The following is a 25,791-nucleotide window of genomic DNA, read 5'->3' on the forward strand; positions in this document are numbered from 1 at the left end:
TGCCACGCCGGGCAGCCTGCACCGTCCCGGTGTCCGGTTCCGGCTGAGCGTCCACAGGTCGGCCGTCCGTCCACAGACCGCGCCCGGGCCTGGTGCCCGGGCGGCCGCGGGCCGACGGTCGGCCGGTGCCAACGACATCGGACCTCGGCTCCCGCGGGGAGCGCATCGCCGCCGCCTACCTCACCGACGTGGGCCTGCGGGTCCTCGACCGGAACTGGCGCTGCCGCGACGGCGAGCTCGACATCGTCGCCCGCGACGGCGACGCCCTCGTCTTCTGCGAGGTGAAGACCCGCCGCGCCGTGGGCTTCGGGCACCCGGTCGAGGCGGTCGGCCGGGTCAAGCAGCGCCGCCTGAGGGCGCTGGCGCAGCGCTGGCTGGCCACCCACGACGAACACGCTCCCGACCTCCGCTTCGACGTCGTCGGCGTGCTCGTGCGGCCCGAGGGGCCGGCGCTGGTCACCCATCTCCGGGGAGCGTTCTCATGACGCTGGCGCGGACGTGGTCGGTCGGGCTCTCCGGGGTGCTCGGGGCGATGGTCGACGTCGAGGTCGACATGTCCGCCGGCGTTCCGCAGGTCGTGCTGGTCGGTCTGCCCGACGCGGTCGTGCGCCAGTCGGTGGACCGGGTGCGCGCGGCCGTGGCGAACGCGGGCGGCCGGTGGCCGCTGCGGCGGATCACGATCGGCCTGTCCCCGGCGGCGATGCCCAAGCAGGGCAGCGGTTTCGACCTGGCGCTGGCCGCGGCCGTGCTCGCCGCCGACGGCGCGGTGCCCGCGGAGTCGGTCGGTCGCCTCGTGCTGCTGGGCGAGCTGGGCCTCGACGGTTCGGTCCGGGCGGTCCGCGGCGTCCTCCCCGCCGTGCTGGCCGCGGCCCGGGCCGGGCACCCGACGGTGGTCGTCCCGGCCGGCAACGCCGACGAGGCGGCGCTGGTCGACAGCGTCGAGGTGCTGGCCGCGGGCACGCTGGCCGAGCTCGTCACCCACCTCCGGGGTGCGGCGGCGCTGCCCCGGCACACGCGGAGCCCGCTGCCCCCGCCACCCCCGGGGCCGGACCTCGGGGACGTGGTGGGTCAGGCGGTCGGCCGCCGGGCCGTGGAGGTCGCCGCCGCCGGCGCGCACCACCTGTTCCTCACCGGTCCGCCGGGGGCGGGCAAGACGATGCTGGCGGAGCGGCTGCCCGGCCTCCTCCCGGCGCTGGACGAGCAGGCGGCCCTGGAGGTCACCGCGATCCACTCCGTGGCCGGGACGCTGCCGCCCGGGGCGCCGCTGGTGACCCGGCCGACGTTCGAGGCGCCGCACCACTCGGCGACGATGGCGGCGCTGGTCGGGGGCGGCTCGGGGCTGATCCGGCCGGGCGCGCTGTGCCGGGCCCATCGCGGCGTGCTCTTCCTCGACGAGGCACCGGAGTTCCCCCGCGCGGTGCTCGACACCCTCCGCCAGCCGCTCGAGCGGGGCCAGGTGACGATCTCCCGGGCCAGTGGCGCGAGCACCTTCCCGTGCCGCGCGCAGCTCGTGCTGGCCGCCAACCCGTGCCCGTGCGCGAGCGCGGCCGGCGATGCCGCGTGCACCTGCAGCCCGGTGGAACGACGCCGCTACCAGTCGCGGCTGTCCGGGCCGCTGCTCGACCGCATCGACCTCCGGGTGGACCTCCCGGCGGTCACGCGGGCGGCCTGGCTGGAGGCCGGGACCGTCGCCGAGCCGACGTCGATGGTCGCCCGACGGGTGCAGCACGCCCGGGACGCCGCGGCGGAGCGCCTCCGTGGCACCGGCCTCACCGTGAACAGCCAGGTGCCCGGCCGGATGCTGCGGGAGCGCTGGTCGCCGCCCCGCCCGGCCCTCCGGCTGGTCGAGCGGGCGCTGGAACGGGGCGTCCTGTCGGTGCGCGGCTACGACCGGGTGCTGCGCGTGGCCTGGACCCTCGCCGACCTGGCCGGCCGCCCGCTGCCCGGCTCCGACGACGTGGCCGAGGCCCTCGGGATGCGCCTGCAGCGGGCGGCGGCATGAGCGCCGTGCCGAGCCTCGACGAGGACATGGAGCAGGGGCTGGTGGACGGTGCGGCGGCCTCGCCGGCGGTGCGGCGGGCCCGGGCCTGGCTGAGCCGAGCCGCGGAACCGGGCAGCGTCGCCTTCTGGCGCTTCGTCGAGGACGCCGGCCCGGTGGAGGCGGTGCGCCGGCTGCGCGCCGGCCGGGCGCCGGACGTCGTCCGGGCGATGGTGGGGGCCCGGGCCGAGCAGGACGCCACGCCGGCCGACCTCCTCCGTGCCGAGCGGAGCGGTGCGCGCCTGGTGGTGCCGGAGGACGACGAGTGGCCCGGACTCCTGCTGCACGGCTTGACGGTGGCCACCAGCGAGGAGCCGGACGACCCGCGGCACCACTCGCCGCGGACGACCGCCCCGGTGCCGCCCCTGGCGCTGTGGGTGCGCGGGCCGGGTCGGCTCGACGAGCTGGCCGACCGGTCGGTGGCGATCGTCGGGTCCCGCGCCTCGACCGCCTACGGAGAGCACGTCTCGGGCGAGCTCGGGCACCAGCTGGGGGAGCGGGGCTGGACGGTGGTCTCCGGTGGGGCCTTCGGCATCGACGCCGCCGCCCACCGCGGTGCCCTGGCTGCCGACGCACCGACCATCGCCGTGCTCGCCTGCGGCGTCGACCGGGCCTACCCCGCCGCGCACAGCGCCCTGTTCCACCGCATCGCGGAGGAGGGGCTGCTGGTCAGCGAGTGGCCACCCGGTGCCGCGCCGCACAAGCACCGTTTCCTGGTGCGCAACCGGCTGATCGCCGCGCTGACGCGGGGAACGGTCGTCGTGGAGGCCGCGGCCCGGTCCGGCGCCCAGGCCACGGCCCGCCGCGCGCAGAAGCTCGGCCGGCCGGTGATGGTCGTCCCGGGTCCGGTGACGTCGGCGATGTCCGTGGGCTGCCACGAGCTGTTGCGCGAGGCGGAGCTCGGCGCGGTGCTGGTGGGCAGCGCGGCCCACGTCGTCCAGGAGGTCGGCCGGGTGGGGGAGGGCCTGGCCGATCCGCCGGACCGCCCCTCCGGCCCCCGGGACGGCCTCTCCGACCTGGCCTGCCGGGTGCTCGACGCCTGTCCGGTCCGCGTCGGGGTCGGCCCGGAGCGGCTGGCCGCGATCGCCGGCTGCGACGTGCTCGACGTGATTCGGGTGCTGCCGGCGCTGGAGCTGGCGGACCTGGTCCAGTGGACCGGGACCGGCTGGCGGCTGAGACCGCCGGAGCAGCAGACGCGGGGGTGACCGGTGGACCCGAGGGCCGGGTGGGCCCGCTCGACGGGCGGCGCGGCGGCTTGACCCCCGGCGCCCGCCGTCGGACGGTTCCCCGGTGACCGCCCGGACAGCTGACGCGCGCGCGGCCCTGCCGCCGCCGCTGGCCGAGGCCCTGGCCGGCTACGAGGAGCACCTGCGCACCCAGCGGGACCTGTCCGAGCACACCGTCCGCGGCTACGTGACCGACGTCGTGTGGCTCCTCGACCACCTCGTCCGGCGCGGCGGCACCGGGGTCGGCGAGCTCGACCTGGGCACCCTGCGCAGCTGGCTCGCACAGGGGCGCACCCGGGGCGCCGAGCGGGCCACCACCGCCCGGCGGGCGGCCTCCGCCCGGTCGTTCACCGCCTGGCTGCGCCGGGCGGGGCTCATCCCCGAGGACGTCGGCCTGCGGCTGGTCAGCCCCAAGGCCCGGCGCACCCTGCCCGACGTCCTGGCCCCGGACCAGGCGCGCGCCGTCGTCGAGTCCGCGGCCGGCGCCGAGGAGCCGGTCGGACTGCGCGACGCCGTCGTCCTCGAGCTGCTGTACGCCAGCGGCATCCGGGTCAGCGAGCTGGTGGGACTCGACGTGGACGACGTCGACCGGGGACGCCGGCTGCTGCGGGTGCTCGGCAAGGGGCGCAAGGAGCGCAGCGTGCCCTACGGCGCCCCGGCCGAGCGGGCCCTCGACGCGTGGCTCACCCGCGGGCGGCCGGCCCTGGCCACCGACCGGTCGGGCCCCGCGCTGCTGCTGGGCCTGCGCGGGGGCCGGCTGGACCCGCGGGAGGTGCGGCGCACCGTGCACACCGCGGTCGCCGCGGCCCCCGGCGCGCCGGACATCGGCCCCCACGGCCTGCGGCACTCGGCGGCGACGCACGTGCTGGAGGGCGGCGCCGACCTGCGTTCGGTGCAGGAGCTGCTCGGGCATGCCAGCCTCGCCACCACGCAGATCTACACGCACGTGACCGTCGACCGGCTGCGGGCGGTCCACGCCCAGGCGCACCCGCGCGCCTGACAGGAGTACCGCCGGTGTCTGAGACAGTGGTCGTGCGCGCGATGCAATCGACCACCGCCGCAGTGCCCACCCCGAGGCCTCCCACGGCAGGCCTCCGACGTACGGGAGTGCAGACCGTGCCCGAGGCCACCATCCACCGGCTCGACGAGGCCGATGCCGACGCCGCGCTGGCCGCGCTCTGGGCCACCTACGTCGAGGACCGGGACCCGGCGTTGCGGGACCGGCTGATCCTGCACTACGCGCCGCTGGTCAAGTACGTCGCCGGACGGGTCGGCAGCGGCCTGCCGGCCCACGTCGAGCAGGCCGACCTGGTGTCCTACGGCACGTTCGGGCTCATCGACGCCATCACCCGGTACCAGCCCTCCCGTGAGGTCAAGTTCGAGAGCTACGCGATGGCGCGCATCCGCGGCGCGATCATCGACGAGCTGCGCAGCACGGACTGGATCCCGCGGTCGGTGCGGATGAAGGCCCGGCAGTTCGAGCGCACCGTCGCCGACCTGGAGAGCCGGCTGCAGCGCAGCCCCAGCGAGGAGGAGGTGGCCGCCGAGATGGACATGGACGTCGAGGAGGTCCGCAAGTTCCTCGGCCAGCTCTCCCTGGTCAACGTCGTCGCGCTGGACGAGCTGCTGTCCGACGACGACGGCGGCGCCCCCCGGCTGGTGGACACCCTGCAGGACACCAGCGCGCTGGACCCGCAGGCGATGGCCGAGCACGGTGAGGCGCGGCAGCTGCTGGCCCGCGCGGTCGAGCAGCTGCCCGAGCGCGAGAAGGTCGTCGTCAGCCTCTACTACTTCGAGGGCCTGACCCTCGCCGACATCGGCCGGGTGCTCGGGGTGACCGAGAGCCGCATCTGCCAGCTGCACACCAAGGCCGTGCTGCACCTGCGCACCAAGCTCGCCGACATCGCGTGAGTCGCGCGCGGGCCATCGCATGACGACGGCGCGGGGTCGCGCCCGGGACGTCGCCGCCCAGGGCTGAGGCGTCAGCTCATCGGCAGCAGCCGGACCTCGGGCGGCTCGAGCAGCGCCAGCGGATCCAGGTAGACCTCGCCCCGGCGCAGTCCCCAGTGCAGGCAGGCCGCGACCGGGCAGCCCTCGTGCCCCGCGGCCAGCGTGCCGATCGGCGACCCCCGGGCCACCACCTGGCCGGCGCCCACCGCGGGCTCGACCGGCTCGTACGTCGTCCGCAGCCCGCCGGCGTGGTCGACGCTGACCACCGGGCGCCCGGCCACCATCCCGGCGAAGACCACGACGCCGTCTCCGGCGGCGAGCACCGGGGCGCCGGGGGGACCGGCGACGTCCACGCCGCGGTGCCCGGCCGCATAGGGGTCCGGGAGCTGGTCGAACGGCCGGGTCACCGGGCCGTCGACCGGCCGCACCCACAGCGCGCCGACCCCCGCGGCGGGCTCGGCGACCGCGGCCGCCGGGGCGGACCCCCAGGCGGTGACCAGCAGCAGGACGGCGAGCGCACGCATGCGAGGAGCCTGCAGCCGCGACAGCCGGCGGCGCCCCGTCGGCCGGTGGCTGTGGACGACGCCGGCCGCTGGGGAGGTCGACGTCCCACGAGGCGTATGCTGCTCGGTGCGATCCGTCTCGAACGGGTCGACTTCGCGCGTCCTCAGTCCCGCCGGTCCGGCGGGTCAGTCGCCACCTCGGTCCCCGCGGGAGCTCCCCGCGGGGTGGTGTGGCGCCTCGGACGCCAGGGCGGTGCACCACCCGGTGCCCGCGACAACCGAGGAGCGCGGCCGCCCGGCGGCCGCGCGCGACAGAAGGGCGACCATGGCAGTCGTCAGCATGAAGCAGCTGCTCGACAGCGGCGTCCACTTCGGGCACCAGACCCGACGGTGGAACCCGAAGATGAAGCGGTTCATCTTCACCGAGCGCAACGGCATCTACATCATCGACCTGCAGCAGACGCTCGGGTACATCGACAACGCGTACGAGTTCGTCAAGCAGACCGTCGCGCACGGCGGCTCGATCCTGTTCGTCGGGACCAAGCGCCAGGCGCAGGAGGTCATCGCCGAGCAGGCGCAGCGCGTCGGCATGCCCTACGTCAACCAGCGCTGGCTGGGCGGCATGCTCACCAACTTCCAGACCGTGCACAAGCGCCTCCAGCGGCTCAAGGAGCTCGAGGACATGGAGCAGACCGGCGTGCTGGTCAGCCTGTCCAAGAAGGAGCAGCTCGGCCTGACCCGGGAGAAGGCCAAGCTGGAGCGCAGCCTCGGCGGTATCCGCGACATGCAGAAGGTGCCCAGCGCCGTCTGGATCGTGGACACCAAGAAGGAGCACATCGCCGTCGGCGAGGCCCGCAAGCTCAACATCCCGGTCGTCGCGATCCTCGACACCAACTGCGACCCCGACGAGGTCGACTACAAGATCCCGGGCAACGACGACGCCATCCGTAGCGCCGCCCTGCTGACCCGCGTGATCGCCGACGCCGTCGCCGAGGGCCTCATGGCCCGCTCGGCCGCGCAGGCCAACGCCGGCCGCGAGGCCGGCGAGCAGCCGGCCATCGGTGGCGACGAGCCGCTGGCCGACTGGGAGCGGGAGCTCCTCACCGGTCAGCAGGGTGACGCCGCCGGCGCCACCGAGCTGCCCGAGACCCCGGCCGCGCCGCCCGAGGTCACCGCGGACGAGGTCGCCCCGGTCGAGGGCGTCCCCGCCACCGGCGACGCGTCCACCGGCACGCAGGGCGCCCAGAACGGCTGACCGCGTGGCGCCGTCCCCGCTGGTGCGGGGACGGCGCCCCGGCACGTCCGGACCCCGTCCGGAACCCACAGACGCGCGCACCACACCCACTCCAGACCCAGAGGGAAGTGACATGGCTGGCTTCACCGCTGCCGACGTCAAGCGTCTCCGTGACGCCACCGGCGCCGGGATGATGGACTGCAAGAAGGCCCTCACCGAGGCCGACGGCGACTACGACAAGGCCGTCGAGTTCCTCCGCATCAAGGGCGCCAAGGACGTCGGCAAGCGCCTCGAGCGCTCGACGACCAACGGTGTCGTCGTCAGCAAGGACGGCGCGCTGCTCGAGCTGGACTGCGAGACCGACTTCGTCGCCAAGAACGCCGACTTCGTGACGCTCGCCGACCGCCTGCTCGACATCGTCCTGGACAAGCGCCCGGCCGACGTCGAGGCGCTGCTGGGCACCGAGGTCGACGGCCAGACCGTCGCCGCGCTGGTCGAGTCCGAGTCCGCCCGCATCGGCGAGAAGCTGGTGCTGAGCCGCTTCGCCGTCTTCGAGGGCACCACCGCCACCTACCTGCACAAGCGGGCCACCGACCTGCCCCCGGCCATCGGTGTCGCGGTGCAGTACAGCGGTGGCAGCGAGGACGCCGCGCGCAGCCTGGCGATGCACATCGCCGCCGCGCGCCCGCGCTACCTCAGCCGCGAGGAGGTCCCGGCCGAGGCCGTCGAGACCGAGCGGCGCGTCGCCGAGCAGACGGCCAAGGAGGAGGGCAAGCCCGAGCAGGCGATCGTCAAGATCGTCGAGGGGCGGGTCAACGCCTACTACAAGGACTTCGTCCTGCTCGAGCAGCCGTCGATCACCGAGCCCAAGCGCACGGTCAAGCAGATCGTCGACGAGGCCGGCCTGACCGTGGAGCGGTTCGCCCGCTTCGAGGTCGGCCAGGCCTGAACGAGCACCACCGCAGCACGCCGACCTCTGGCCCCGTCCCGCTCGTGGGACGGGGCCAGTGGTCTGTCCGGGGCCGGGCGCGGGTACCCCCGCCCGCGACCACCGGCCGCACGCCCATGCGGCAGGATCAGGTGAACGCCGCCGAGCGAGGGAAGAACCGTTGACCGAGACCGCCACGACGGGCGCCGCCGTGCCCCTCTCCGCGCCGACCGCCTTCCAGCCCGCCGACCGGGCCGGTTACAAGCGGGTCCTGCTCAAGCTGTCGGGGGAGACCTTCGGCGGCGGGAAGGTCGGCGTCGACGCCGACATCGTCCGGGGCATCGCCACCCAGCTGGCCGAGGTCGTCGGCAAGGGCGCGCAGGTCGCCGTCGTCATGGGCGGGGGGAACTTCTTCCGCGGCGCCGAGCTGTCCCAGGCCGGCATGGACCGCACCAAGGCCGACTACATGGGCATGCTCGGCACGGTCATGAACTGCCTGGCGCTGCAGGACTTCTGCGAGAAGGCCGGCCTCGAGACCCGCGTGCAGTCGGCGATCACGATGGGCCAGGTCGCCGAGCCCTACATCCCCCGCAAGGCGATCCGGCACCTGGAGAAGGGGCGCCTGGTCATCTTCGGCGCCGGCGCCGGCATGCCGTACTTCTCCACCGACACCGTGGCCGCCCAGCGGGCCCTGGAGATCGAGTGCCAGGTGCTGCTCATGGGCAAGAACGGGGTGGACGGCGTCTACGACGACGACCCGCGGCACAACCCGGCCGCCGTCATGTACGACGACCTCGACTACGCCACCGTCCTGGCCAAGCAGCTCAAGGTGGCCGACGCCACCGCGATCAGCCTCTGCATGGACAACCGCATGCCGATCGTCGTCTTCAACCTGCTGAGCGACGGCAACATCGCGCGCGCCGTGGCAGGTGAGAGGATCGGGACGCTGATCAGCGACCCGGCCTGACCCGTCGGGGCAGAGAGCCCGCAGACCCGCGACACCCGCGGCGGACCCGTCCGCCGCCCCAGGAGGAGAGACCCGTGATCGACGACACCCTGCTCGACGCCGAGGAGCGGATGGACAAGGCCCTGTCGGTCGCGCGGGAGGACCTCGGCTCGGTGCGCACCGGCCGCGCCGCCCCGTCGATGTTCAACAAGGTCCTGGTCGACTACTACGGCACCCCGACCCCCGTGCCGCAGATGTCCTCGATCACCGTGCCCGAGGCGCGCATGGCGGTCATCAAGCCCTACGACACCGGCCAGCTCTCGGCGATCGAGAAGGCCATCCGCGACAGCGACCTCGGCGTGAACCCGACCAACGACGGCCAGATCATCCGGGTGGTGTTCCCGCAGCTCACCGAGGAGCGCCGGCGCGACCTGGTGAAGGTGGCCCGGTCCAAGGGGGAGGACGCGCGGGTCGCCATCCGCAACGTCCGGCGCCGGGCCAAGGAGGAGCTGGACCGCATCGCCAAGGACGGCGAGGCCGGCGAGGACGACGTGCGCCGCGCGGAGAAGGAGCTCGACGACCTCACCTCCAAGCACACCCACGCCATCGACGAGGCGGTCAAGCACAAGGAGGCCGAGCTCCTCGAGGTCTGAGGGCGACCGCATCCCCGCTGATGACTCCCGACCCCGACACCGGGCCGATCCCCGTCACCGGCCGGCGTCCCGCACCACCGCCACCGCCGCAGGCGGCGCGATCGGAGGCCGACCTCCGGACGGCGGAGCTCGGCGTGGACGAGCCGGCGACCACTGAGGCGCCGGTGCCGACGTCCACCACCGAGTCGATCGGGCCCACGCTCGTCCCGGAGGCCCGGAAGTCCTCGCGCGCCGGGCGGGACATGGTCGCCGCCGTCGGCGTGGGCGTGGGGCTCGCCGCGGTCATCGTCGCCTCGCTGCTGGTCTACCGGCCGGCGTTCCTGCTGGTGGTGCTGGCCGCGATCCTGGTCGGCATCGTGGAGCTCACCCGCGCCCTGGAGGCCGGCGGCGCCCGCGCTCCGCTGGCCCCGGTGCTCGTGGGCGCTGTGGCGATGCTCGGCCTGGCCTGGACCCGCAGCACCTCGGGCCTGGTCGTGGCGTTCCTGCTCACCGTCCTGGCCGTGCTGCTGTGGCGGCTGGGGGACGGGCCCGAGGGCTACCTCCGAGACGCCTCGGCGGGCGTCCTCGTCGTCCTCTACGTCCCGCTGCTGGCCGGCTTCGCCGTGCTGCTCCTGGTCCCGGACGACGGTGTCGCGCGCGTGCTGCTGTTCATCGCCACCGTGGTCGGCAACGACGTCGGCGGGTTCGCCGCCGGCGTGCTGTTCGGCAAGCACCCCATGGCCCCCACGGTCAGCCCCAAGAAGTCGTGGGAGGGCATGGCGGGCTCGGTGCTGGCCTGCGTGCTCGTCGCCACCCCGATCGTCACGCTCGCCCTCGACGGCCCGTGGTGGGGCGGGGTCGCCTTCGGCGCCGCACTGGCGGTCACCGCCACCGCCGGCGACCTCGGGGAGTCGCTGATCAAGCGTGACCTCGGGATCAAGGACATGGGCGCGCTGCTGCCCGGCCACGGCGGGATCATGGACCGGCTGGACTCGCTGCTGCCCTCGGCCGCGGTGGCCTACCTGCTGCTCACCTGGGTGGCGCCGGCCTGACGGCTGCGCCGTCAGGCGCCGGCCAGCGGCGGATCCGGGTCGATGCCGGCGGCGGCGAGCGCGGCCTCGATCTGCTCGCAGACGGTGCGGACCACCTCCACGCGGGCCGACCGCTTGTCGTCGCCGGCGACCACGTGCCAGCGCCCACCGTCGTGGTCGGTGCGCTCGAGCATCTCCTCGACGGCGGCCTCGTAGGCGGTCCGCTGCTCCCGGTTGCGCCAGTCCTCGTCGGTGAGCTTCCACGCCCGGTAGGGGTCGCGGCGGCGCGACTCGAAGCGGCGCAGCTGCTCCTCGGGGGAGACGTGCATCCAGAACTTGACCAGGATCATGCCTTCGGCGGCCAGCGTGGTCTCCAGGTCGACGATCTCCTCGTAGGCGCGCTGCCAGGCGTCCTCGGAGGCGAAGCCCTCGACCCGCTCCACCAGCACCCGGCCGTACCAGGTGCGGTCGAGGACGGCCATGCCGCCCCAGCCGGGCAGCACCGGCCAGAACCGCCACAGGAAGTGGTGCCGCTTCTCGTCGTAGGTGGGGGCGGCGAACTGGGCGACCCGCACGTGCCGGGGGTCCAGCTCGTCGACCAGCCGTTTGATCGCCCCGCCCTTGCCGGAGGCGTCCCAGCCCTCGAAGAGCACGCACAGCGGCGGCCCGAGCTCCCCGCTGCCGATCTGACCGCCCAGCAGCAGTCGCAGGTGCACCAGGCGCCGCTGGGCCTCCGCGAGCTGCTTCTTGGCGTCGGACTTGGACAGGCGGGCGCTGAGGTCGGCGTCGGCGAGACGGCTCATGCGTGCAGCCTGACAGGAGCCGGTCAGCGCGGCGCGGTGTCGAAGGTGCCCTGACCTCCCCTCCCGTGCTGGCGGATCCAGGCGTGCATGGCGATGCCGGCCGCGACACCGGCGTTGATCGACCGCGTCGAGCCGAACTGGGCGATGGACAGCACCCCGTCGGCGGCCGCCCGCGCCTCGGGCGTGAGCCCGCTCCCCTCCTGGCCGAAGACCAGCACGCAGGCGCGGGGGAGCGGCTCGGTCTCCAGCGGCCGGGCGCCGGGGAGGTTGTCGACGGCGAGCAGCGGCAGGCCCTCGGTCCGCGCCCACGCGGCGAGCGCGCCGACGTCGGGGTGGTGGCGCACGTGCTGGTAGCGGTCGGTGACCATCGCCCCGCGCCGGTTCCACCGCTTGCGCCCGACCACGTGGACCGCGGAGGCGAGGAACGCGTTGGCGGTCCGCACCACGGTGCCGATGTTCAGGTCGTGCCGCCAGTTCTCGATCGCGACGTGGAACGGGTGCCGGCGGGTGTCGAGATCGGCGACGATCGCCTCGACCGTCCAGTACCGGTACCGGTCGACGACGTTGCGGCGGTCGCCGGCGGTCAGCAGCTCGGGGTCGTAGCGGGGGTCGTCGGGCCAGGGCCCCGCCCAGGGGCCGACGCCCACGCTGTCCAGCGGCGCGGCTTCCCTCTCGGCCTCGGTCACCGGGCCGACGCTAGTGCCGCTCCCTGCAGCCGCTCCGCGGCCCGGCCCGTGGGCCGTGTGGGCGGACTCGCGCGCGACACCCGGCCGCGCCTCCGCCCATCGCCAGGACAGGTCCGTCACCATGGCCCGACTGCACTCTCTGTCAGCAAGGAGCAACACTGAGTGGCTGACCTGGAAGACGGGCGGGACACCGACCTGCCGACCGTGCCCGGGAACGCCTCCGGCGCACCGCCGGCCGACGCGGCTCCCGGCCCGGAGACCGCGGAGCGGTCCGAGGTGGGGGACTGGGACCGGGCCTGGCTCCCGGGCTGGGTGACCCCCACGGCGGCGGACGCCGGGAAGGAGGCGGTCCCCGGCGGTACGACGCCGGAGCGAGAGCCGGCGCCCGCCGCCGAGGCGGACCTCCCCGCCGGCGCCGGAGCCGTCGACGAGGGGCTCCTGCCGCGGGTCGTCGTCGGGCCACGGGTGCGGCCGCGGCGCCGGGCCGGGCTCGCCCTGGGCATCGGCCTCCTCGCCGCGGGCGGCATCGCGGGCGCGGCCGTCCTGGCGACGTCCTCGCCCGGCGCGGTCGCCGCCGCCGACCGGCACTCCGCCGACGCCGAGATCTCCGTCCCCACCCGGGCCGGTTCGACCCCGCGGTCCGCCGGCATCGGGGACGCCGCCTGGGCGGCCGCTCCGACCGTCGTGCCGGTCCCGAGCCCCCTGCCACCCAGGCCCGAGGCCCCCACGCCGGATCCCCCGCCGGTCGAGACGGTGCCACCGGCCGCGGTCGCGGCCGCTCGGCCGGCCGACGAGCCGCCGCCCGGCGACGTCCTCCCGGACCCCGTGACGGTGCCGGCCGAGGTCCCGGCGCCGGACGCCGTCGCCGTGGCGGCGCCGACCGCCCTGCCCACGGCGGAACCGACGTCCCCGAACACCGTCACCCCGGTGCCGACCGGGACGCCGACGCCCACGGGGACCGGCGACCCGGCCGACGACACCCCCGGCGACCCGGCCGACGACCCCACCGGCGATCCGGCAGAGGACCCTCAGCCCACACCGACGGACACGTCTCCGCCGACCTCCGTCATCCCGCCCACCGCGACGGACGGGCAGGACCCGGCCACACCTCCCCCGGCGGCGGCCCGCCCCGGACCCCGGGCGTAGGCGGGCTGCGAGGGAGCGACGTCACTGCGGCCGGGCCGGTGGGGGTGGGACCATGGGAGCCGCCATGACTGCCCTGCCGCTCGTCTTCGACGCCCCCCGCCGGGGCAAGCCGCCGCGCCACCTCGCCGACCTCAGCCGCGAGGAGGCCCGCGCGGCGGTCGCCGAACTCGGCCAGCCGGCCTTCCGCGCCGACCAGCTCGCCCGGCACTTCTACCGCGGCGTCACCGACCCGGCGCAGATGACCGACCTGCCGGCCGGCGTCCGGGCGACCCTCACCGGCGAGCTCCTCCCCGGGCTGCTGACGCCCGTCCGGCACCAGTCCGCCGACGCCGGGCGCACCCGCAAGACCCTGTGGCGGCTGCACGACGGCGCGCTGGTCGAGAGCGTGCTCATGCGCTATCCGGACCGCGCCACCGTCTGCATCTCCAGCCAGGCGGGCTGCGGCATGGCCTGCCCGTTCTGCGCCACCGGTCAGAGCGGGCTCACCCGCAACCTGTCCGCCGCGGAGATCATCGGCCAGGCGGTCGCGGCCGCCGCGGCGATGGCGAACGGCGAGATCCCCGGCGGGCCGGGGCGGCTGTCCAACGTCGTCTTCATGGGGATGGGGGAGCCCCTCGCCAACTACGCGCGGGTGCGCAAGACCCTCGACGCGCTGGTCACCCCCGCCCCGCACGGGCTCGGCCTCTCCCAGCGGTCGATCACCGTGTCCACGGTCGGCGTCGTCCCGGCCGTCCGCCGGCTGACCGAGGAGGGCCTCAACGTCACTCTCGCGGTGAGCCTGCACGCGCCCGACGACGAGCTGCGCGACACCCTCGTGCCGATCAACACCCGCTGGAAGGTCGGCGAGGTCGTCGCCGCGGCCGACGCCTACGCCGAGCGCACCGGCCGCCGCTACTCGGTCGAGTACGCGCTGATCCGCGACGTCAACGACCAGCCGCACCGGGCCGACCTGCTCGGCCGGCTGCTGGCCGGGCGCCGGGCGCACGTCAACCTCATCCCGCTCAACCCCACCCCGGGCAGTCCCTGGGACGCCAGCCCGCTGCCCGCGCAGCGCGAGTTCGTCGCCCGGCTGCGCGCGGCCGGGGTGCCGACGACGGTCCGCGACACCCGGGGGCAGGACATCGACGGCGCCTGCGGTCAGCTGGCCGCGGCCGACCGGGTGGCGGGTGTCCCCAGCGTCGCCGTCCCGGTGCCGTCCCTGGAGCCGCCGGTGGAGTTGGGCGCCGAGGCGGACGAGTGACCTCGGAGGCCCCGGCGGCCGAGGCGCACGAGCACAGCCACGCCGACGTCTCCGGCGGGTGGCTGCGGGCCGCCGTCTTCGGCGCCATGGACGGCCTGGTGACCAACACCGCCCTGGTCGCGGGCGTGGGCGGCGGCGGGGCCGCGCCGCGGGCGATCGTGCTGTCCGGGGTGGCCAGCCTGGTCGCCGGTGCCATCTCGATGGCGCTGGGGGAGTACACCTCGGTCAAGACGCAGAACGAGCAGCTCGACCTCGAGGTCGACAAGGAACGCCGCGAGCTCCAGCGCAACCCGCGCGGGGAACTCGCCGAGCTGGTCGAGATGCTGCGGGTGCGCGGGGTGGAGCCCGAGCTGGCCCAGCAGGTCGCCGTCCAGCTGCACCGCGACCCGGACACCGCGCTGCGGCTGCACGTCGTCGCGGAGCTCGGGCTGAACCCGGCGGACAAGCCGTCGCCGTGGACGGCGGCGGTCTCCTCGTTCCTCACCTTCGCGACCGGCGCGGTCATCCCACTGCTGCCGTACCTGCTCGGCTTCTCGCTGCTGTGGGTGGCCCTGGTCTGCGGCGGGGTGGGGCTCGCGCTGGCCGGGGCGCTGTCGTCGCGCTTCACGCCCCGGCCGTGGTGGTTCGCCGCGCTGCGCCAGCTGCTGTTCGGCGCGGCCGCGGCGGGCGCCACGTACCTCGTCGGAACGGCGATCGGCGTCGCCGCGAGCTGACCGCTCCCGGGCACGACGCAGCGGACGCCGGCCAGGAGGTCCTGGCCGGCGTCCGCCGGTGGTGCGGTGAGGGAGGTCAGGCCTGGGTGGCCTCGGCCTTGCGACGACGGGCGGCGAAGACGGTGGCACCGCCGAGGGCGACGAGGCCGGCGCCGGCGAACAGCGGGAGCTTCACGTCAGCGCCGGTGTAGGCCAGCTGGGAGCCCGAGCCGGTGCGGGCGACGGTGAACGCCTCCTGGAAGTAGGTGTTCTGGTCGCCGTTGTAGACCAGGGTGTGCTGGCCCACCGGCGTCCCGGCCGGGACGGTGAACTGCACCCGGACGACGCCCTGGGCGTCCGCGGTGAACGTGCCCGCGACCCACGGGGTGGAGTGCAGGGTGACGGTGACCTTCTCGAAGGGCTTGAAGCCGCGGAGGACCTTCACGACCACGGCGCCGGGGGCGGAGCGGTCACCGGTGGCGGCGCCGGTGTCCGGGCTGGTCACCCCGGCGGTGTTGGCGGCCGTGCCGCGGATCGCGCCGACGGCCGGCGTCGCCGCCGGGGCGGCCGGGGTGCTCGTGGCCGGGGTCGAGGGCTTGGCGGCCGGGTCGACGACGGTCACCGTGGTGGTCGGGTACTCGACCTCGTAGTCACCCATGTACGACACGCACAGCGAGATGACGTCGTAGACACCCGGGGCGAACCCCTCGGGGATGCCGAGGGTGAGGGTCCACGCGCCGTCGGGGTCGGCCTCGCCGCCGTTGCCGATGCCCATCTGGGCGTCCGGGCCGAGGTCGAGGAACGCCACCGCGCCGATCGGGTTGGCGGGGTCGGAGCTCTGGTCGCAGTCGACGCCGGAGACGGTGAAGTCCTCGCCCGCCTTGACCGACGTGGGGTTCACGACGGGCGCGGCGGGGGTGGGCACGGCGAGGGCGGCCGGCGCGGCGACCAGCGTGGAGCCGGTGACGGCCAGGCCGAGGAGGGCCCCGGCGGCGATACGGGTCGTGGTGCGGGACATCGGCGGCTCTCCGCTCGTCAGGAGTCCGGTGCTCCGGACTTCTCTGAGCTGCTTATCGGCAGGGAGTTGGCCGAGATGGAGCTGGAAGCGGGCAGTTCTCGACAACGGGACGTAACGGTTCAGTAACGCTCAGCGGGAGCAGGAGAGCCCAGCGGCGGCGAGCGCCGCCGCCGTCCCGGCGGTGGCGATCCGCACCGGCACCTGGGGGTTCGGCTCGCCGGCCGGGAGCACCTCGATGTCCCCGAGGTCGGCCCCGGCGAGGGACGCCAGGTCGGTCGCCGAGGTCGCGGCGTCCACGGTGAGCGAGCCGGACGCCGCCCACGCGACGCGCTGGAGCAGCCAGGGCCGCAGCCCGGCCTCCCGCACCGCGCCGACCAGGGCGGTCAGCACCGTCCCTGCCGCGGTCGCCCGGCCGTCGGGGTCGACCGGTGCCGGCTGCCACGCGCCGTCCACCAGGTGCTCGGGGTGCCGGGACCGCACCAGGGCCAGGGCGGTCCGGCCGTCGACGTGCTGCCTGCCCGCCTCCGCGATGAGCAGCCCCGCGGCCGGGTCCCGCACGGGCCGCGGGACGTCGAGGTCGAGGCCGCCGGCCGCATCGACGACGGCGGCGAAGCCGGCCAGGTCGACGGTCACGAGGTGGTCGGTCGGGACGCCGAGGTCGCAGAGCGCGTCGACGGTCGACTGCGGGCCGTCCAGCCAGGTCAGGGCCAGCCGGCCGGGGCCGCCCGCGCCCCGGACGAGGAGGTCGCGGGGGATCGAGAGCACGCCGCCGTCGTGCACGACGAGGACGACGTCGGCCCGGCTGCCGGGCACCTGCTCGGTCGTCCCGAACTCCGAAGCCGCGGCCCCCTCGGGCAGCGCGGCCCGGGAGTCCAGGCCGAGGAGCACCCACGTCGTCCCGGTCCCGGGGTGCAGGTCGACGGTCACCCGGTCGATCCGCGTGACGAGCAGGGCGGCGTCCCCGGCGAGCACTGCCACCGCCGCCACGAGGGCGACCAGGGCGACGCGCAGGGCGGTCATGGTGGTCTCCGGTCTCGCCAGGTGTCCGCACGACGGTCGTCCGCGGCGGGCTGCCCCCGACCGACGAGAGGCCCGCTCCGTGGGGAGCGGGCCTCTCGTCAGACGCAGCGGGCGGTCACTGGCTGCGCCAGGCGTTCTTCCGCCGGAAGTAGTCGTAGACCTTGAGCAGGATCATCAGGGCCGCGATGGCGATGAGCCAGTAGTCCTCCATGCGGCCCTCGTGGTTGCCCACCAGGTAGGCGAGCAGGAAGAGGATCGCGATCCAGGAGGCGATCCGCCCGGCGCGGCCGGTCTCGCCGTGCCAGCCCCAGTCCTCCGGGCGCTCGTGCTCGACGGGGTGGGCGTCGTGGCGGACGACGGCCTCCTCGCGCCCGGGCTGGTTGACCCGCGTGGTCGCGGGGTTGTCCGTGGCGATCCGCTCGCGGTGGGTCTGCTCACTCACGATGCGCATTCTGGCAGCCCCGGTTCCCGGGCACCCGTCGAGGTGGGACGGCGCGCCGCGACGGGGGGCGCCGTCGGGGAGGATGGACCCGTGAGCGACCTGCGAGAGGTGACCGTCCTGGGGTCGACCGGCTCGATCGGCCGGCAGGCGATCGCGGTGGCCGCGCAGAACCCCGACCGGCTCCGCATCACCGGGCTGGCCGCCGGCGGCGGGGACATCGCCCTGCTCGCCGAGCAGGCGCTCACGCTCGGCGTCCGCACCGTCGCGGTGGCCCGGGCCACCGCCGCGCAGGACCTCCAGCTGGCCTTCTACGCGGCGGCGTCGCAGCGCGGATGGGCCACCGGCCAGTACAGCCTCCCGGAGATCCTCGCCGGGCCCCGGGCCGCCGAGGAGCTCGCCGCCCGCCCCGCCGACGTCGTCCTCAACGGCATCACCGGGTCGATCGGGCTCGGCCCCACCCTGTCCGCGCTCCGGGCCGGCCGCACCGTCGCCCTGGCCAACAAGGAGTCCCTGGTGGCCGGAGGCGACCTGGTCACCGCTGCAGCCGCTCCCGGGCAGCTGGTGCCCGTCGACTCCGAGCACTCCGCGCTCGCCCAGTGCCTGCGCGGCGGCGCCCGCGACGAGGTCGCCCGGCTGGTGCTCACCGCCAGCGGCGGCCCGTTCCGCGGCCGCAGCGCCGCCGACCTCGCCGACGTCACCGTCGACCAGGCCCTCGCCCACCCCACCTGGGCGATGGGGCCGGTGGTCACCATCAACTCCGCGACGCTGGTCAACAAGGGGCTGGAGCTCATCGAGGCGCACCTGCTCTTCGGCGTCCCGTACGCCGACATCGACGTCGTGGTGCACCCGCAGTCGATCGTGCACTCGATGGTGACCTTCACCGACGGCGCGACGATCGCCCAGGCCAGCCCTCCGGACATGCGGCTGCCGATCGCCCTCGCGCTGGCGTGGCCCGACCGGCTGCCGGTCGTCCAGCCCGCGCTGGACTGGTCGACGGCCAGCAGCTGGGAGTTCGCGCCGCTGGACGCCGAGGCCTTCCCCGCCGTCGGGCTGGCCCGGTCGGCCGGTGCGGCCGGTGGCGTGGTGCCGGCGATGTTCAACGCGGCCAACGAGGAGGCGGTCGCCGCCTTCCTGGGCGGCCGCCTGCGTTTCCCCGGCATCGTCGACCTCGTCGCGCGTACCCTCGACGACGCGCCGGACCTCGGCGCCCCCACCTGCGTGGACGATGTCCTGGCCGCTGAGCGGTGGGCCCGGCAGCACGCCCGCGCCGCCATCGCCGGAGGCTGAGCTGAGCGGGTTCCTGCTGACCGTCCTGGGGATCGCCGCGTTCGCCGTCGGCCTGCTGTTCTCCATCGCCTTCCACGAGGCCGGGCACTTCTACTGGGCCCGGAAGTTCGGCATGCGGGTGCCGCAGTTCATGGTCGGCTTCGGCCCGACGATCTGGTCGCGGCGCACCGGCGAGACCGAGTACGGCCTCAAGGCCGTCCCGCTCGGCGGCTACATCAGGATCGTCGGGATGATCCCCCCGGCCGAGGAGGGCGAGAGCAAGCGCGCCACCCGGATGCGCAGCTTCATCGCCGAGGTCCGTGGCCAGGCGCTCAACGACGTCCTGCCCAGCGACGCCGGCCGGGTCTTCTACGGCAAGCCGTGGTGGCAGCGGGTCGTCGTGATGTTCGCCGGCCCGTTCCACAACCTGGTCCTGGCCGCCGTCTTCTTCACGATCACCCTCAGCGCCATCGGCACCAACGTCCTGACCACGACGGTGGGCCAGGTGCCCGCCTGCGTGCTGCCCGCCGGCGCGGCCAGCGCCGGCGCCGAGGATCCGTGCGCCGTGCCGATCACGGCCGACGGCGCGCTGTGCGAGGCCGGCGCGGACGGCTGCGGGCTGCCGCAGCAGAGCCCGGCGGCGGCGGCCGGGCTGCGCCCCGGCGACACGATCGTCGCGATCGACGGCGCCACCGTCGACCGGACGGCGTACGACAGCTGGACGGTGGTGCAGGAGGCGATCCGCAGCAACCCCGGCGTCCCGGTCGCGCTGACCATCGACCGGGACGGCGAGCGGCGCGAGCTCACCGTCACCCCGATCCCCAACACCGTCTACGTCGAGGGCGGCAGCGACGAGACCACCACCGCCGGGTACCTCGGCGTCTCCCCGACGGTCGAGCTGGCCCGGCAGTCGGCCGGCGACCTGCCCGGCTACTTCGGGATGATCGTGGTCAACTCGGTGGAGCGGCTGGTCGAGATCCCCGAGAAGATCCCCCAGCTGTTCCGCGCCGCGTTCCTCGGGGAGGAGCGGGACGAGAACGGGCCGATCGGCGTCGTGGGCGTGGGCCGGATCTCCGGCGAGGTGTTCGCGATCGAGCAGTTCTCCGGGATGGAGAAGCTCAGCTTCTTCCTCAGCCTGCTGGCCAGCGTCAACCTGGTGCTCTTCCTGTTCAACCTCCTGCCGGTCTACCCGCTCGACGGCGGGCACGTGGCGGGGGCGCTGTACGAGAAGGCGCGCTCGGTCGTCGCCCGGCTCCGCGGCCGCCCCGACCCCGGCCCGTTCGACATCGCCCGGCTCATGCCGGTGGCCTACGCCGTCGCCGGGCTGTTCATCGTGCTGTCCGGCCTGCTGCTGGTCGCCGACATCGTCAACCCGATCACGCTGCAGTAGCCACGCGGGCGGGGTCACAGCCGCGGCGGCGGCAGCGCCGTGCACGCCGGGCGATACTGGGCGTCATGGCGACCCCCGTCAGTCTCGGCATGCCCGCTGCACCTCCACCCGTCCTGGCCCCGCGCCGGACGACCCGCCAGCTCGACGTCGGCGGCGTCGGGGTGGGCAGCGACTCGCCCGTCAGCGTGCAGTCGATGACGACGACCAAGACCGCCGACGTCGACGCCACGCTCCAGCAGATCGCCGAGCTGACCGCCGCCGGCTGCCAGATCGTGCGGGTCGCCGTCCCCGACACCGACGACGCCGAGGCGCTCCCGGCGATCGCCAGGAAGTCGCAGATCCCGGTCATCGCCGACATCCACTTCCAGCCGCGCTACGTGTTCGCCGCGATCGACGCCGGCTGTGCCGCGGTCCGGGTCAACCCCGGCAACATCAAGAAGTTCGACGACAAGGTCGGCGACATCGCCAAGGCGGCCAGGGACGCCGGCATCCCCATCCGGATCGGCGTGAACGCCGGCTCCCTCGACAAGCGGCTGCTGGCCAAGTACGGCAAGGCCACCCCGGAGGCGCTGGTCGAGTCGGCGCTCTGGGAGTGCTCGCTGTTCGAGGAGCACGACTTCCGCGACATCAAGATCTCGGTCAAGCACAACGACCCGGTCGTGATGGTCCGCGCCTACGAGCTGCTGGCCGCGCAGTGCGACTACCCGCTGCACCTGGGCGTCACCGAGGCGGGGCCGGCGTTCCAGGGCACGATCAAGTCCGCCGTCGCCTTCGGCGCCCTGCTCAGCCAGGGCATCGGCGACACCATCCGCGTCTCCCTCTCGGCCCCTCCGGTGGAGGAGGTCAAGGTCGGCAACCAGATCCTCGAGTCGCTCAACCTGCGCCAGCGCGGCCTGGAGATCGTCAGCTGCCCGTCCTGCGGCCGCGCGCAGGTCGACGTCTACAAGCTGGCCGACGAGGTGACCGCCGGCCTCGACGGGCTCGAGGTGCCGCTGCGGGTCGCCGTCATGGGCTGCGTCGTCAACGGCCCGGGTGAGGCCCGCGAGGCCGACCTCGGCGTCGCGTCGGGCAACGGCAAGGGCCAGATCTTCGTCAAGGGCGAGGTCGTCAAGACCGTGCCGGAGTCGCAGATCGTCGAGACCCTCATCGAGGAGGCCATGCGTCTCGCCGGCGAGCACACCGACGCCGGCACCCCCTCCGGCTCGCCCGTCGTCACCGTCGGCTGACCGCGCCGGTGCTCCGCACGCCGACGGCCCGGGTCCTCGACGAGGGCGACGAGCCGGCCGTCCGCCGGCTCCTCGCCACCGACCCCGTCGCCGCCTGCGTGATCGCCGCCCGGGTGGAGGCCGCCGGCACCGCGGCCGCCTCCCTCGGCGCGCCGCTGTGGGGCTTCGGCACCGGCCGCTCCCTGGAGGGGGTGTGCCTGGCCGGGGCCAACCTCATCCCCTTCACGGCCCCGGGCGCCGAGCGGGCCGCCGCCGCGGCGTTCGCCGAGCGGGCCCGGAGGGCCGGCCGGCGCTGCTCGACGATCGTCGGCCCGGCCGGCGCCGTCGAGCCGCTGTGGGAGCTGCTCGAGCCGTCGTGGGGCCCGGCCCGCGACCACCGCCCGCGCCAGCCGCTGCTGGCCGTCGAGGGGCCCCCGGCGGTGACGCCCGAGCCCCGGGTCCGCCCGGTGCGCCCGGCCGAGCTTGAGATCCTGCTGCCGGCCGCCGTCGCGATGTTCACCGAGGAGGTCGGGGTCAGCCCGCTGCGGGTCGACGGCGGCGCCGGCTACCGCGCGCGGGTGTCCGAGCTGGTCCGCGCCGGGCAGTCGCTGGCCTGGATCGAGCGCGGCGAGGTGCTGTTCAAGGCGGAGATCGGCGCGGTGTCGCGCACCGTCTGCCAGATCCAGGGCGTCTGGGTGGCCCCGGCACACCGCGGCCGGGGTATCGGCACCGCGGGTACGGCCGCCGTCGTCGAGTACGCCCGGACCGCGATCGCCCCCGTGGTCAGCCTCTACGTCAACGACTTCAACGCCGCCGCCCGGGCCGCCTACGCCCGGGTCGGGTTCGTCGAGGTCGGGCGCTTCGCCAGCGTCCTCTTCTGAGAGGGGAACCCCTCCTCCCCACCCCGCGCAGGCTCGGGGCGGTACCCGGGAGAGGCCAGCCTCCCGGGGTTGGGTGTCCCCTTCTGGAACGCTGTCTCCTCGTGCGCAATCGACGGGCGAGCGTCCTCGGAACGACTGCCGTGCTGCTGGCGGTGCCGGTGCTGGCCGGCTGCTCGGGCAACCCCGAGGAGGACGTGCGGGCCGCCGCGCAGGCGTTCCTCGAGGACTGGGCGGCCGGGGACACCGCGGCCGCCGCCGACGCCACCACAGACCCCGAGGCGGCCGGCGCGCTGCTCGACCAGGCCGCCACCGACCTGCCCGAGGCCACGCTCACCCCCGAGGTCGGGGACGTCGCCGTGGAGGACGGCGGCGCCACGGTCGACTGGACCGCCACCTGGGACCTCGCCGCCGCCCCCGACTGGAGCTACCCGGCCACCCTGCGGCTGCGCGAGGCCGAGGAGGGCTGGGACGTCGTCGCCGAGCCCACGCTCGTGCACCCGGAGCTCGCCGAGGGGCAGCGCCTGCTCGTCGAGCGGGTGCTGCCCGAGCGTGCGGCGATCACCGACGCGGCCGGCCGCCCGCTGTTCGCCCCCACCGAGGTGGTCAACGTCGGCGTCGACCCGGGCCAGGTCACCGACCTGCCGGCGCTGGCCGCGGCACTGTCGGCGGCCACCGGCGTCGCCGCCGAGGAGATCACCGCCGACGTCCAGGCCGCCCCGCCGGGCCAGTTCGTCCCGGTCATCGCGCTGCGCCGTCCGGACTTCGAGGCGGTCCGGGCGCAGGTCTTCGACCTGCCCGGCGCGGTGTTCCCCACCGAGACGCGGCTCCTGGCGCCGACCTCCCGGTTCGCCTCGGCCCTGCTGGGGCGGGTCGGCCCCGCGACCGCCGAGGTGCTGGAGGAGACCACCGACGAGGACGGCGGCCCGCGCTATGCCGCCGGCGACCAGCTCGGCCTCTCCGGCCTGCAGCGGGCCCTCCAGGACCAGCTGACCGGCACCCCCGGCTTCACAGTGACCGTCGTCAGCACCGACGACACCACCGGCGACGCCGGCCTGGAGGTCGACGCGGTCGCCCCGGTGCCCGGCGAGCCGGTGCAGACGCCGCTGGTCCCGGCGGTCCAGAACGCCGCCGACGCCGCCGTCGCGACCCAGCCGCTCGCCACCCACCTCGTCGTCGTCCGCCCGGGCACGGGCGAGATCCTCGCCGTCGCGTCCAACGAGGCCGCCGTCGCGGCCAACGCCCTGAGCGGGCAGTACCCGCCCGGCTCGAGCATGAAGACGATCAGCGCGACCGCCCTGCTGGCCACCGGGACCCTCACCCCGCAGACGCCGGTGGCCTGCCCGGGCACCTTCGTCGTCGACGGCCGGGAGTTCGAGAACCAGGACCAGTTCGACCTCGGCACGGTGCCCTTCACCCAGGCCTTCGCGAAGTCCTGCAACACCACCTTCATGCAGCAGGCGCTGCAGCTGCCCGACGACGCCCTGGCGACCGCGGCCGCCGGCTACGGGGTGGGCACCGACTGGCAGCTGCCGGTCGACGTGTTCGGCGGCAGCGTCCCGGCCGACAGCACCGGGACGACGAAGGCGGCCAACGCCATCGGCCAGGGCCAGGTGCTGATGAGCCCCGCGCAGATGGCCCTCGTCGCCGCCGGAGTCGCCGGCGGCACCCCGGCCGTGCCCGTGGAGGTGGTCGGCGCCGAGCCGGCCGGCCCGACCCCGGCGACCCCGGACCCGGCGGTGCTCGACGCGCTGCGCCCGATGATGCGCGAGGTGGTGCTCTCCGGCACGGCCACCGCCCTCGCCGACCGCGGCGAGGTCTTCGGCAAGACCGGGACGGCCGAGTTCGGCACCAACACCCCGCCGGACGCGCACGGCTGGTTCATGGGCTACCAGCTGCGCGGGCCCCAGGGAGACCTGGCGTTCGCCGTGCTCGTGGAGGGCGGGCAGTCCAGCAGCCTGGCGGTCGGGGTGACCGACGCGTTCCTCGGCGGGCTGCCTCAGGCGTAGCGGAAGGCGGCGCGCTCGGCCCGCTCGAAGCGGCCGCGGGTCAGCCGCAGCAGGACGCCGAAGGCGCGCCCGCCCTCCCCGAACGCGGCGCTCACCTGCTCGTCGCTGAGCCCGTGCGCGGCCCACGGCAGGAGGAACGGCATCTCCCGGAGGCCGTGCCCGGACTGTGCCGCGCGCTCGGCCGCCGCCCACTCGGCGGTCGTCAGGTGCCGCTGGGCGAGCGGGAGGGCCTCGGTCTCCTCGTGCGCGAGGTGCTCGCCGAGGCGGTCCCGGGCGGCGGTCACCCGCTCGGCGAGCCGGTCGCGCGCGGCGGCGTCGGGGGCGAACGCCATGGCGGTGAAGCCGGTGGCGCAGGAGTCGAGCAGCGGGTCGATCAGCTCGTGCTCGGCCTCCATCGCCTCGAGGGTGGCCCGCCCGGCGGCGTCGACGGCGGCGTCGACGTGGGCCAGGAGCAGCGGCCAGATGGTGGTGTCCTCGATCGTGTGGTGGTGGTGCAGCGTGGTGCCGAAGCGCTCCCACCGCGCCGCCAGCGAGCGCCAGGCGGCGGTGTCCTCCAGCGGCGTCCGCCGGACCGCCGAGGCGAAGCGGCCCAGGTCGCGGCGGAAGGCGTAGTGCATGACGTACATGCCGCCCAGGTCGTGGGGGCCGTGCGCCATGGCGGCCTGACCGGGCAGGTCAAGCTGGGCGCGGGCGTCGGTGCGGGTGCTCATCGCGGGGTCTCTCCTGCGGGGGGACGGAGCCGGGCGTCCTCGCTCCGGCGTCCGCCACGCTCGCGCCCGCGGCTTGCAGCGCGCTTGGAGCCGACTGGGTGCGGCCGTCAGCCCGCGGGCAGACCCGGGAAGGCGGTCGTCGGGGGCGTCTCCCCGGCGGCGGTCCGCCAGCCGACGGCGCGCACCTCGGCCGCGGCGAGCACACCCACGGCCAGCTCGCGGACGGCGGCCCGCGCGGCCTGGTCGAGCACCCGCACCCAGGCGGCGGCGACGCCCTCCTCGAGGACGACGGCCAGCGCGGCGGCGTCGGTGGCCGACAGCACCGGGAACGGCAGCGTGTAGCCGCCCTCGGCCGGCACGGGGTCGGCGTCGCGGCCGTCCAGCAGCGCGGCCAGCCGGTCCCGGACGTCGCGGTGGGCGTTCTCCGCCGCCACCGCGGGCGGACGGCCCTCGGCCGGCAGTGCCGCGCCGACGCTGCCGTAGCCCCAGACGGCGGCGTGCTCGGCGGCCAGCGCCTCGCGCAGCGCGGCGGTCTCGGTGCCCTCGTCGACGACTCCGTCGTCGTCAGCCATCTGCGGTTCCCCCCACCCCGGCGTCGCTCACGCCAGCGCCGCCTCGTGGCCCCGCAGGCCCGCGGCGATGGAGCCCAGCAGCGCCGCCCGGGCTCCCGTCTGCTCCACGCAGGCCGCCGCGTGCGCGTCGGCGGCGGCCGACACCTGGTCGCGCAGCCACCCGCGCACGTCGCCCCCGGCCGGCGGGGCGGCGGCGGCCGAGGCGGAGGCCGACGCCGACGGCGAC

General features: G+C 75.5%; 26 protein-coding genes and 1 pseudogene. 18 read left to right on the forward strand and 9 right to left on the reverse strand.

Annotated features, from left to right (window positions below; translation table 11 throughout):
* Window positions 1–125 precede the first annotated feature (125 nt).
* From MY520_RS09260 to whiG, 5 genes are all read left to right on the forward strand, one after another.
* On the forward strand, window positions 126–485 hold the full coding sequence (locus MY520_RS09260) for a YraN family protein (protein WP_436691794.1): 360 nt from the start codon (window positions 126–128) through the stop codon (window positions 483–485).
* Window positions 482–2,002 (forward strand): YifB family Mg chelatase-like AAA ATPase, encoded by a 1,521-nt coding sequence (locus MY520_RS09265; protein WP_436691795.1) that lies wholly within the window; start codon window positions 482–484, stop codon window positions 2,000–2,002. The genes MY520_RS09260 and MY520_RS09265 overlap by 4 nt, the downstream gene beginning before the upstream one ends.
* A complete protein-coding gene (gene dprA / locus MY520_RS09270) occupies window positions 1,999–3,243 on the forward strand; it encodes a DNA-processing protein DprA (RefSeq protein WP_436691796.1) in 1,245 nt (414 codons plus the stop codon). Before MY520_RS09265 ends, dprA begins: the two co-directional genes overlap by 4 nt.
* An 85-nt stretch (window positions 3,244–3,328) precedes the next feature.
* On the forward strand, window positions 3,329–4,264 hold the full coding sequence (locus MY520_RS09275; RefSeq protein ID WP_436691797.1) for a tyrosine recombinase XerC: 936 nt from the start codon (window positions 3,329–3,331) through the stop codon (window positions 4,262–4,264).
* A 116-nt stretch (window positions 4,265–4,380) separates the two neighbouring features.
* Window positions 4,381–5,175 carry an RNA polymerase sigma factor WhiG gene (whiG, locus tag MY520_RS09280; protein ID WP_436691798.1) on the forward strand — a complete coding sequence of 265 codons (795 nt, stop codon included), beginning with the start codon at window positions 4,381–4,383 and terminating at the stop codon, window positions 5,173–5,175.
* A gap of 71 nt (window positions 5,176–5,246) precedes the next feature.
* Here whiG and MY520_RS09285 read toward each other — a convergent pair whose 3' ends face one another.
* Window positions 5,247–5,738 carry a murein hydrolase activator EnvC family protein gene (locus MY520_RS09285; protein WP_436691799.1) on the reverse strand — a complete coding sequence of 164 codons (492 nt, stop codon included), beginning with the start codon at window positions 5,736–5,738 and terminating at the stop codon, window positions 5,247–5,249.
* Between the two features lie 304 nt (window positions 5,739–6,042).
* On the opposite strand from MY520_RS09285, the gene rpsB reads away from it, so the two are divergent.
* The 5 genes from rpsB to MY520_RS09310 all read left to right on the forward strand — a co-directional run bounded on the left by rpsB (window position 6,043) and on the right by MY520_RS09310 (window position 10,509).
* The gene (gene rpsB / locus MY520_RS09290; RefSeq protein ID WP_436691800.1) at window positions 6,043–6,972 is read left to right on the forward strand and encodes a 30S ribosomal protein S2; all 930 of its coding nucleotides are present in this window, start codon (window positions 6,043–6,045) and stop codon (window positions 6,970–6,972) included.
* A gap of 112 nt (window positions 6,973–7,084) precedes the next feature.
* Window positions 7,085–7,900: a translation elongation factor Ts gene (gene tsf, locus MY520_RS09295; RefSeq protein ID WP_436691801.1), complete on the forward strand. Its 816-nt coding sequence runs from the start codon at window positions 7,085–7,087 to the stop codon at window positions 7,898–7,900.
* A gap of 160 nt (window positions 7,901–8,060) precedes the next feature.
* The gene (pyrH, locus tag MY520_RS09300) at window positions 8,061–8,846 is read left to right on the forward strand and encodes a UMP kinase (protein ID WP_436691802.1); all 786 of its coding nucleotides are present in this window, start codon (window positions 8,061–8,063) and stop codon (window positions 8,844–8,846) included.
* Window positions 8,847–8,920: 74 nt separating this feature from the next.
* Window positions 8,921–9,478, forward strand: coding sequence for a ribosome recycling factor (frr, locus tag MY520_RS09305; protein WP_436691803.1), 558 nt, complete (start codon window positions 8,921–8,923; stop codon window positions 9,476–9,478).
* Between the two features lie 20 nt (window positions 9,479–9,498).
* Window positions 9,499–10,509 carry a phosphatidate cytidylyltransferase gene (locus MY520_RS09310; RefSeq protein ID WP_436691804.1) on the forward strand — a complete coding sequence of 337 codons (1,011 nt, stop codon included), beginning with the start codon at window positions 9,499–9,501 and terminating at the stop codon, window positions 10,507–10,509.
* 11 nt (window positions 10,510–10,520) lie between these two features.
* Here the strand turns inward: MY520_RS09310 and MY520_RS09315 are convergent, their stop codons facing one another.
* Together MY520_RS09315 and MY520_RS09320 are read right to left on the reverse strand one after the other, a co-directional pair.
* Window positions 10,521–11,291, reverse strand: a complete 771-nt coding sequence (locus MY520_RS09315; protein WP_436691805.1) for a polyphosphate kinase 2 family protein — start codon at window positions 11,289–11,291, stop codon at window positions 10,521–10,523.
* A gap of 23 nt (window positions 11,292–11,314) precedes the next feature.
* Window positions 11,315–11,977 carry a TrmH family RNA methyltransferase gene (locus tag MY520_RS09320; protein WP_436691806.1) on the reverse strand — a complete coding sequence of 221 codons (663 nt, stop codon included), beginning with the start codon at window positions 11,975–11,977 and terminating at the stop codon, window positions 11,315–11,317.
* A 162-nt stretch (window positions 11,978–12,139) separates the two neighbouring features.
* Here MY520_RS09320 and MY520_RS09325 point away from each other — a divergent pair, with 162 nt between their 5' ends.
* The 3 genes from MY520_RS09325 to MY520_RS09335 all read left to right on the forward strand — a co-directional run bounded on the left by MY520_RS09325 (window position 12,140) and on the right by MY520_RS09335 (window position 15,076).
* Complete coding sequence (locus MY520_RS09325) at window positions 12,140–13,123, forward strand: hypothetical protein (RefSeq protein ID WP_436691807.1); 984 nt, start codon at window positions 12,140–12,142, stop codon at window positions 13,121–13,123.
* Between the two features lie 64 nt (window positions 13,124–13,187).
* The gene (gene rlmN, locus MY520_RS09330) at window positions 13,188–14,363 is read left to right on the forward strand and encodes a 23S rRNA (adenine(2503)-C(2))-methyltransferase RlmN (RefSeq protein WP_436691808.1); all 1,176 of its coding nucleotides are present in this window, start codon (window positions 13,188–13,190) and stop codon (window positions 14,361–14,363) included.
* The gene (locus tag MY520_RS09335; protein ID WP_436691809.1) at window positions 14,360–15,076 is read left to right on the forward strand and encodes a VIT1/CCC1 transporter family protein; all 717 of its coding nucleotides are present in this window, start codon (window positions 14,360–14,362) and stop codon (window positions 15,074–15,076) included. Before rlmN ends, MY520_RS09335 begins: the two co-directional genes overlap by 4 nt.
* Before the next feature lie 76 nt (window positions 15,077–15,152).
* Here MY520_RS09335 and MY520_RS09340 read toward each other — a convergent pair whose 3' ends face one another.
* From MY520_RS09340 to MY520_RS09350, 3 genes are all read right to left on the reverse strand, one after another.
* Window positions 15,153–16,073 (reverse strand): LPXTG cell wall anchor domain-containing protein, encoded by a 921-nt coding sequence (locus MY520_RS09340; RefSeq protein WP_436691810.1) that lies wholly within the window; start codon window positions 16,071–16,073, stop codon window positions 15,153–15,155.
* Window positions 16,074–16,202: 129 nt separating this feature from the next.
* On the reverse strand, window positions 16,203–17,093 hold the full coding sequence (locus MY520_RS09345) for an LCP family protein (protein WP_436691811.1): 891 nt from the start codon (window positions 17,091–17,093) through the stop codon (window positions 16,203–16,205).
* Window positions 17,094–17,208: 115 nt separating this feature from the next.
* On the reverse strand, window positions 17,209–17,535 hold the full coding sequence (locus MY520_RS09350; protein ID WP_436691812.1) for a DUF2631 domain-containing protein: 327 nt from the start codon (window positions 17,533–17,535) through the stop codon (window positions 17,209–17,211).
* A 90-nt stretch (window positions 17,536–17,625) separates the two neighbouring features.
* Here MY520_RS09350 and dxr point away from each other — a divergent pair, with 90 nt between their 5' ends.
* From dxr to MY520_RS09375, 5 genes are all read left to right on the forward strand, one after another.
* Complete coding sequence (gene dxr, locus MY520_RS09355) at window positions 17,626–18,822, forward strand: 1-deoxy-D-xylulose-5-phosphate reductoisomerase (RefSeq protein ID WP_436691813.1); 1,197 nt, start codon at window positions 17,626–17,628, stop codon at window positions 18,820–18,822.
* Window positions 18,761–20,191: a M50 family metallopeptidase gene (locus MY520_RS09360; RefSeq protein ID WP_436691814.1), complete on the forward strand. Its 1,431-nt coding sequence runs from the start codon at window positions 18,761–18,763 to the stop codon at window positions 20,189–20,191. The genes dxr and MY520_RS09360 overlap by 62 nt, the downstream gene beginning before the upstream one ends.
* 65 nt (window positions 20,192–20,256) lie before the next feature.
* Entirely contained in the window at window positions 20,257–21,417 is a 1,161-nt protein-coding gene (gene ispG, locus MY520_RS09365; protein WP_436691815.1) for a flavodoxin-dependent (E)-4-hydroxy-3-methylbut-2-enyl-diphosphate synthase, read from the forward strand.
* 8 nt (window positions 21,418–21,425) lie between these two features.
* Window positions 21,426–22,277 (forward strand): GNAT family N-acetyltransferase, encoded by an 852-nt coding sequence (locus MY520_RS09370; protein ID WP_436691816.1) that lies wholly within the window; start codon window positions 21,426–21,428, stop codon window positions 22,275–22,277.
* Window positions 22,278–22,417: 140 nt separating this feature from the next.
* Entirely contained in the window at window positions 22,418–24,283 is a 1,866-nt protein-coding gene (locus tag MY520_RS09375; RefSeq protein WP_436691817.1) for a penicillin-binding transpeptidase domain-containing protein, read from the forward strand.
* Here the strand turns inward: MY520_RS09375 and MY520_RS09380 are convergent.
* The 3 genes and pseudogenes from MY520_RS09380 to MY520_RS09390 form a co-directional block, all read right to left on the reverse strand.
* Window positions 24,274–24,993 (reverse strand): hemerythrin domain-containing protein, encoded by a 720-nt coding sequence (locus tag MY520_RS09380; RefSeq protein ID WP_436691818.1) that lies wholly within the window; start codon window positions 24,991–24,993, stop codon window positions 24,274–24,276. The two genes, MY520_RS09375 and MY520_RS09380, sit on opposite strands and share 10 nt — an antisense overlap.
* A gap of 107 nt (window positions 24,994–25,100) precedes the next feature.
* Window positions 25,101–25,565, reverse strand: a complete 465-nt coding sequence (locus tag MY520_RS09385) for a ferritin-like domain-containing protein (protein WP_436691819.1) — start codon at window positions 25,563–25,565, stop codon at window positions 25,101–25,103.
* A gap of 27 nt (window positions 25,566–25,592) precedes the next feature.
* A pseudogene (locus MY520_RS09390) lies at window positions 25,593–25,791 on the reverse strand (hypothetical protein); the annotation flags it as partial.

The organism is Geodermatophilus sp. CPCC 205506 (assembly GCF_051383635.1).
In the GTDB taxonomy this organism is placed as follows: domain Bacteria; phylum Actinomycetota; class Actinomycetes; order Mycobacteriales; family Geodermatophilaceae; genus Geodermatophilus.

What these genes read in the sequence shown, in the direction of transcription:
- rpsB (WP_436691800.1), top strand. Translation starts at nt 6,043, where the DNA reads ATGGCAGTCGTCAGCATGAAGCAGCTGCTCGACAGCGGCGTCCACTTC.
- MY520_RS09310 (WP_436691804.1), top strand. Translation starts at nt 9,499, where the DNA reads ATGACTCCCGACCCCGACACCGGGCCGATCCCCGTCACCGGCCGGCGT.
- MY520_RS09345 (WP_436691811.1), bottom strand. Translation starts at nt 17,093, where the DNA reads ATGACCGCCCTGCGCGTCGCCCTGGTCGCCCTCGTGGCGGCGGTGGCA.
- MY520_RS09265 (WP_436691795.1), top strand. Translation starts at nt 482, where the DNA reads ATGACGCTGGCGCGGACGTGGTCGGTCGGGCTCTCCGGGGTGCTCGGG.
- MY520_RS09360 (WP_436691814.1), top strand. Translation starts at nt 18,761, where the DNA reads ATGTCCTGGCCGCTGAGCGGTGGGCCCGGCAGCACGCCCGCGCCGCCA.
- MY520_RS09285 (WP_436691799.1), bottom strand. Translation starts at nt 5,738, where the DNA reads ATGCGTGCGCTCGCCGTCCTGCTGCTGGTCACCGCCTGGGGGTCCGCC.
- tsf (WP_436691801.1), top strand. Translation starts at nt 7,085, where the DNA reads ATGGCTGGCTTCACCGCTGCCGACGTCAAGCGTCTCCGTGACGCCACC.
- rlmN (WP_436691808.1), top strand. Translation starts at nt 13,188, where the DNA reads ATGACTGCCCTGCCGCTCGTCTTCGACGCCCCCCGCCGGGGCAAGCCG.
- dprA (WP_436691796.1), top strand. Translation starts at nt 1,999, where the DNA reads ATGAGCGCCGTGCCGAGCCTCGACGAGGACATGGAGCAGGGGCTGGTG.
- MY520_RS09315 (WP_436691805.1), bottom strand. Translation starts at nt 11,291, where the DNA reads ATGAGCCGTCTCGCCGACGCCGACCTCAGCGCCCGCCTGTCCAAGTCC.
- MY520_RS09385 (WP_436691819.1), bottom strand. Translation starts at nt 25,565, where the DNA reads ATGGCTGACGACGACGGAGTCGTCGACGAGGGCACCGAGACCGCCGCG.
- ispG (WP_436691815.1), top strand. Translation starts at nt 20,257, where the DNA reads ATGGCGACCCCCGTCAGTCTCGGCATGCCCGCTGCACCTCCACCCGTC.
- MY520_RS09340 (WP_436691810.1), bottom strand. Translation starts at nt 16,073, where the DNA reads ATGTCCCGCACCACGACCCGTATCGCCGCCGGGGCCCTCCTCGGCCTG.
- MY520_RS09380 (WP_436691818.1), bottom strand. Translation starts at nt 24,993, where the DNA reads ATGAGCACCCGCACCGACGCCCGCGCCCAGCTTGACCTGCCCGGTCAG.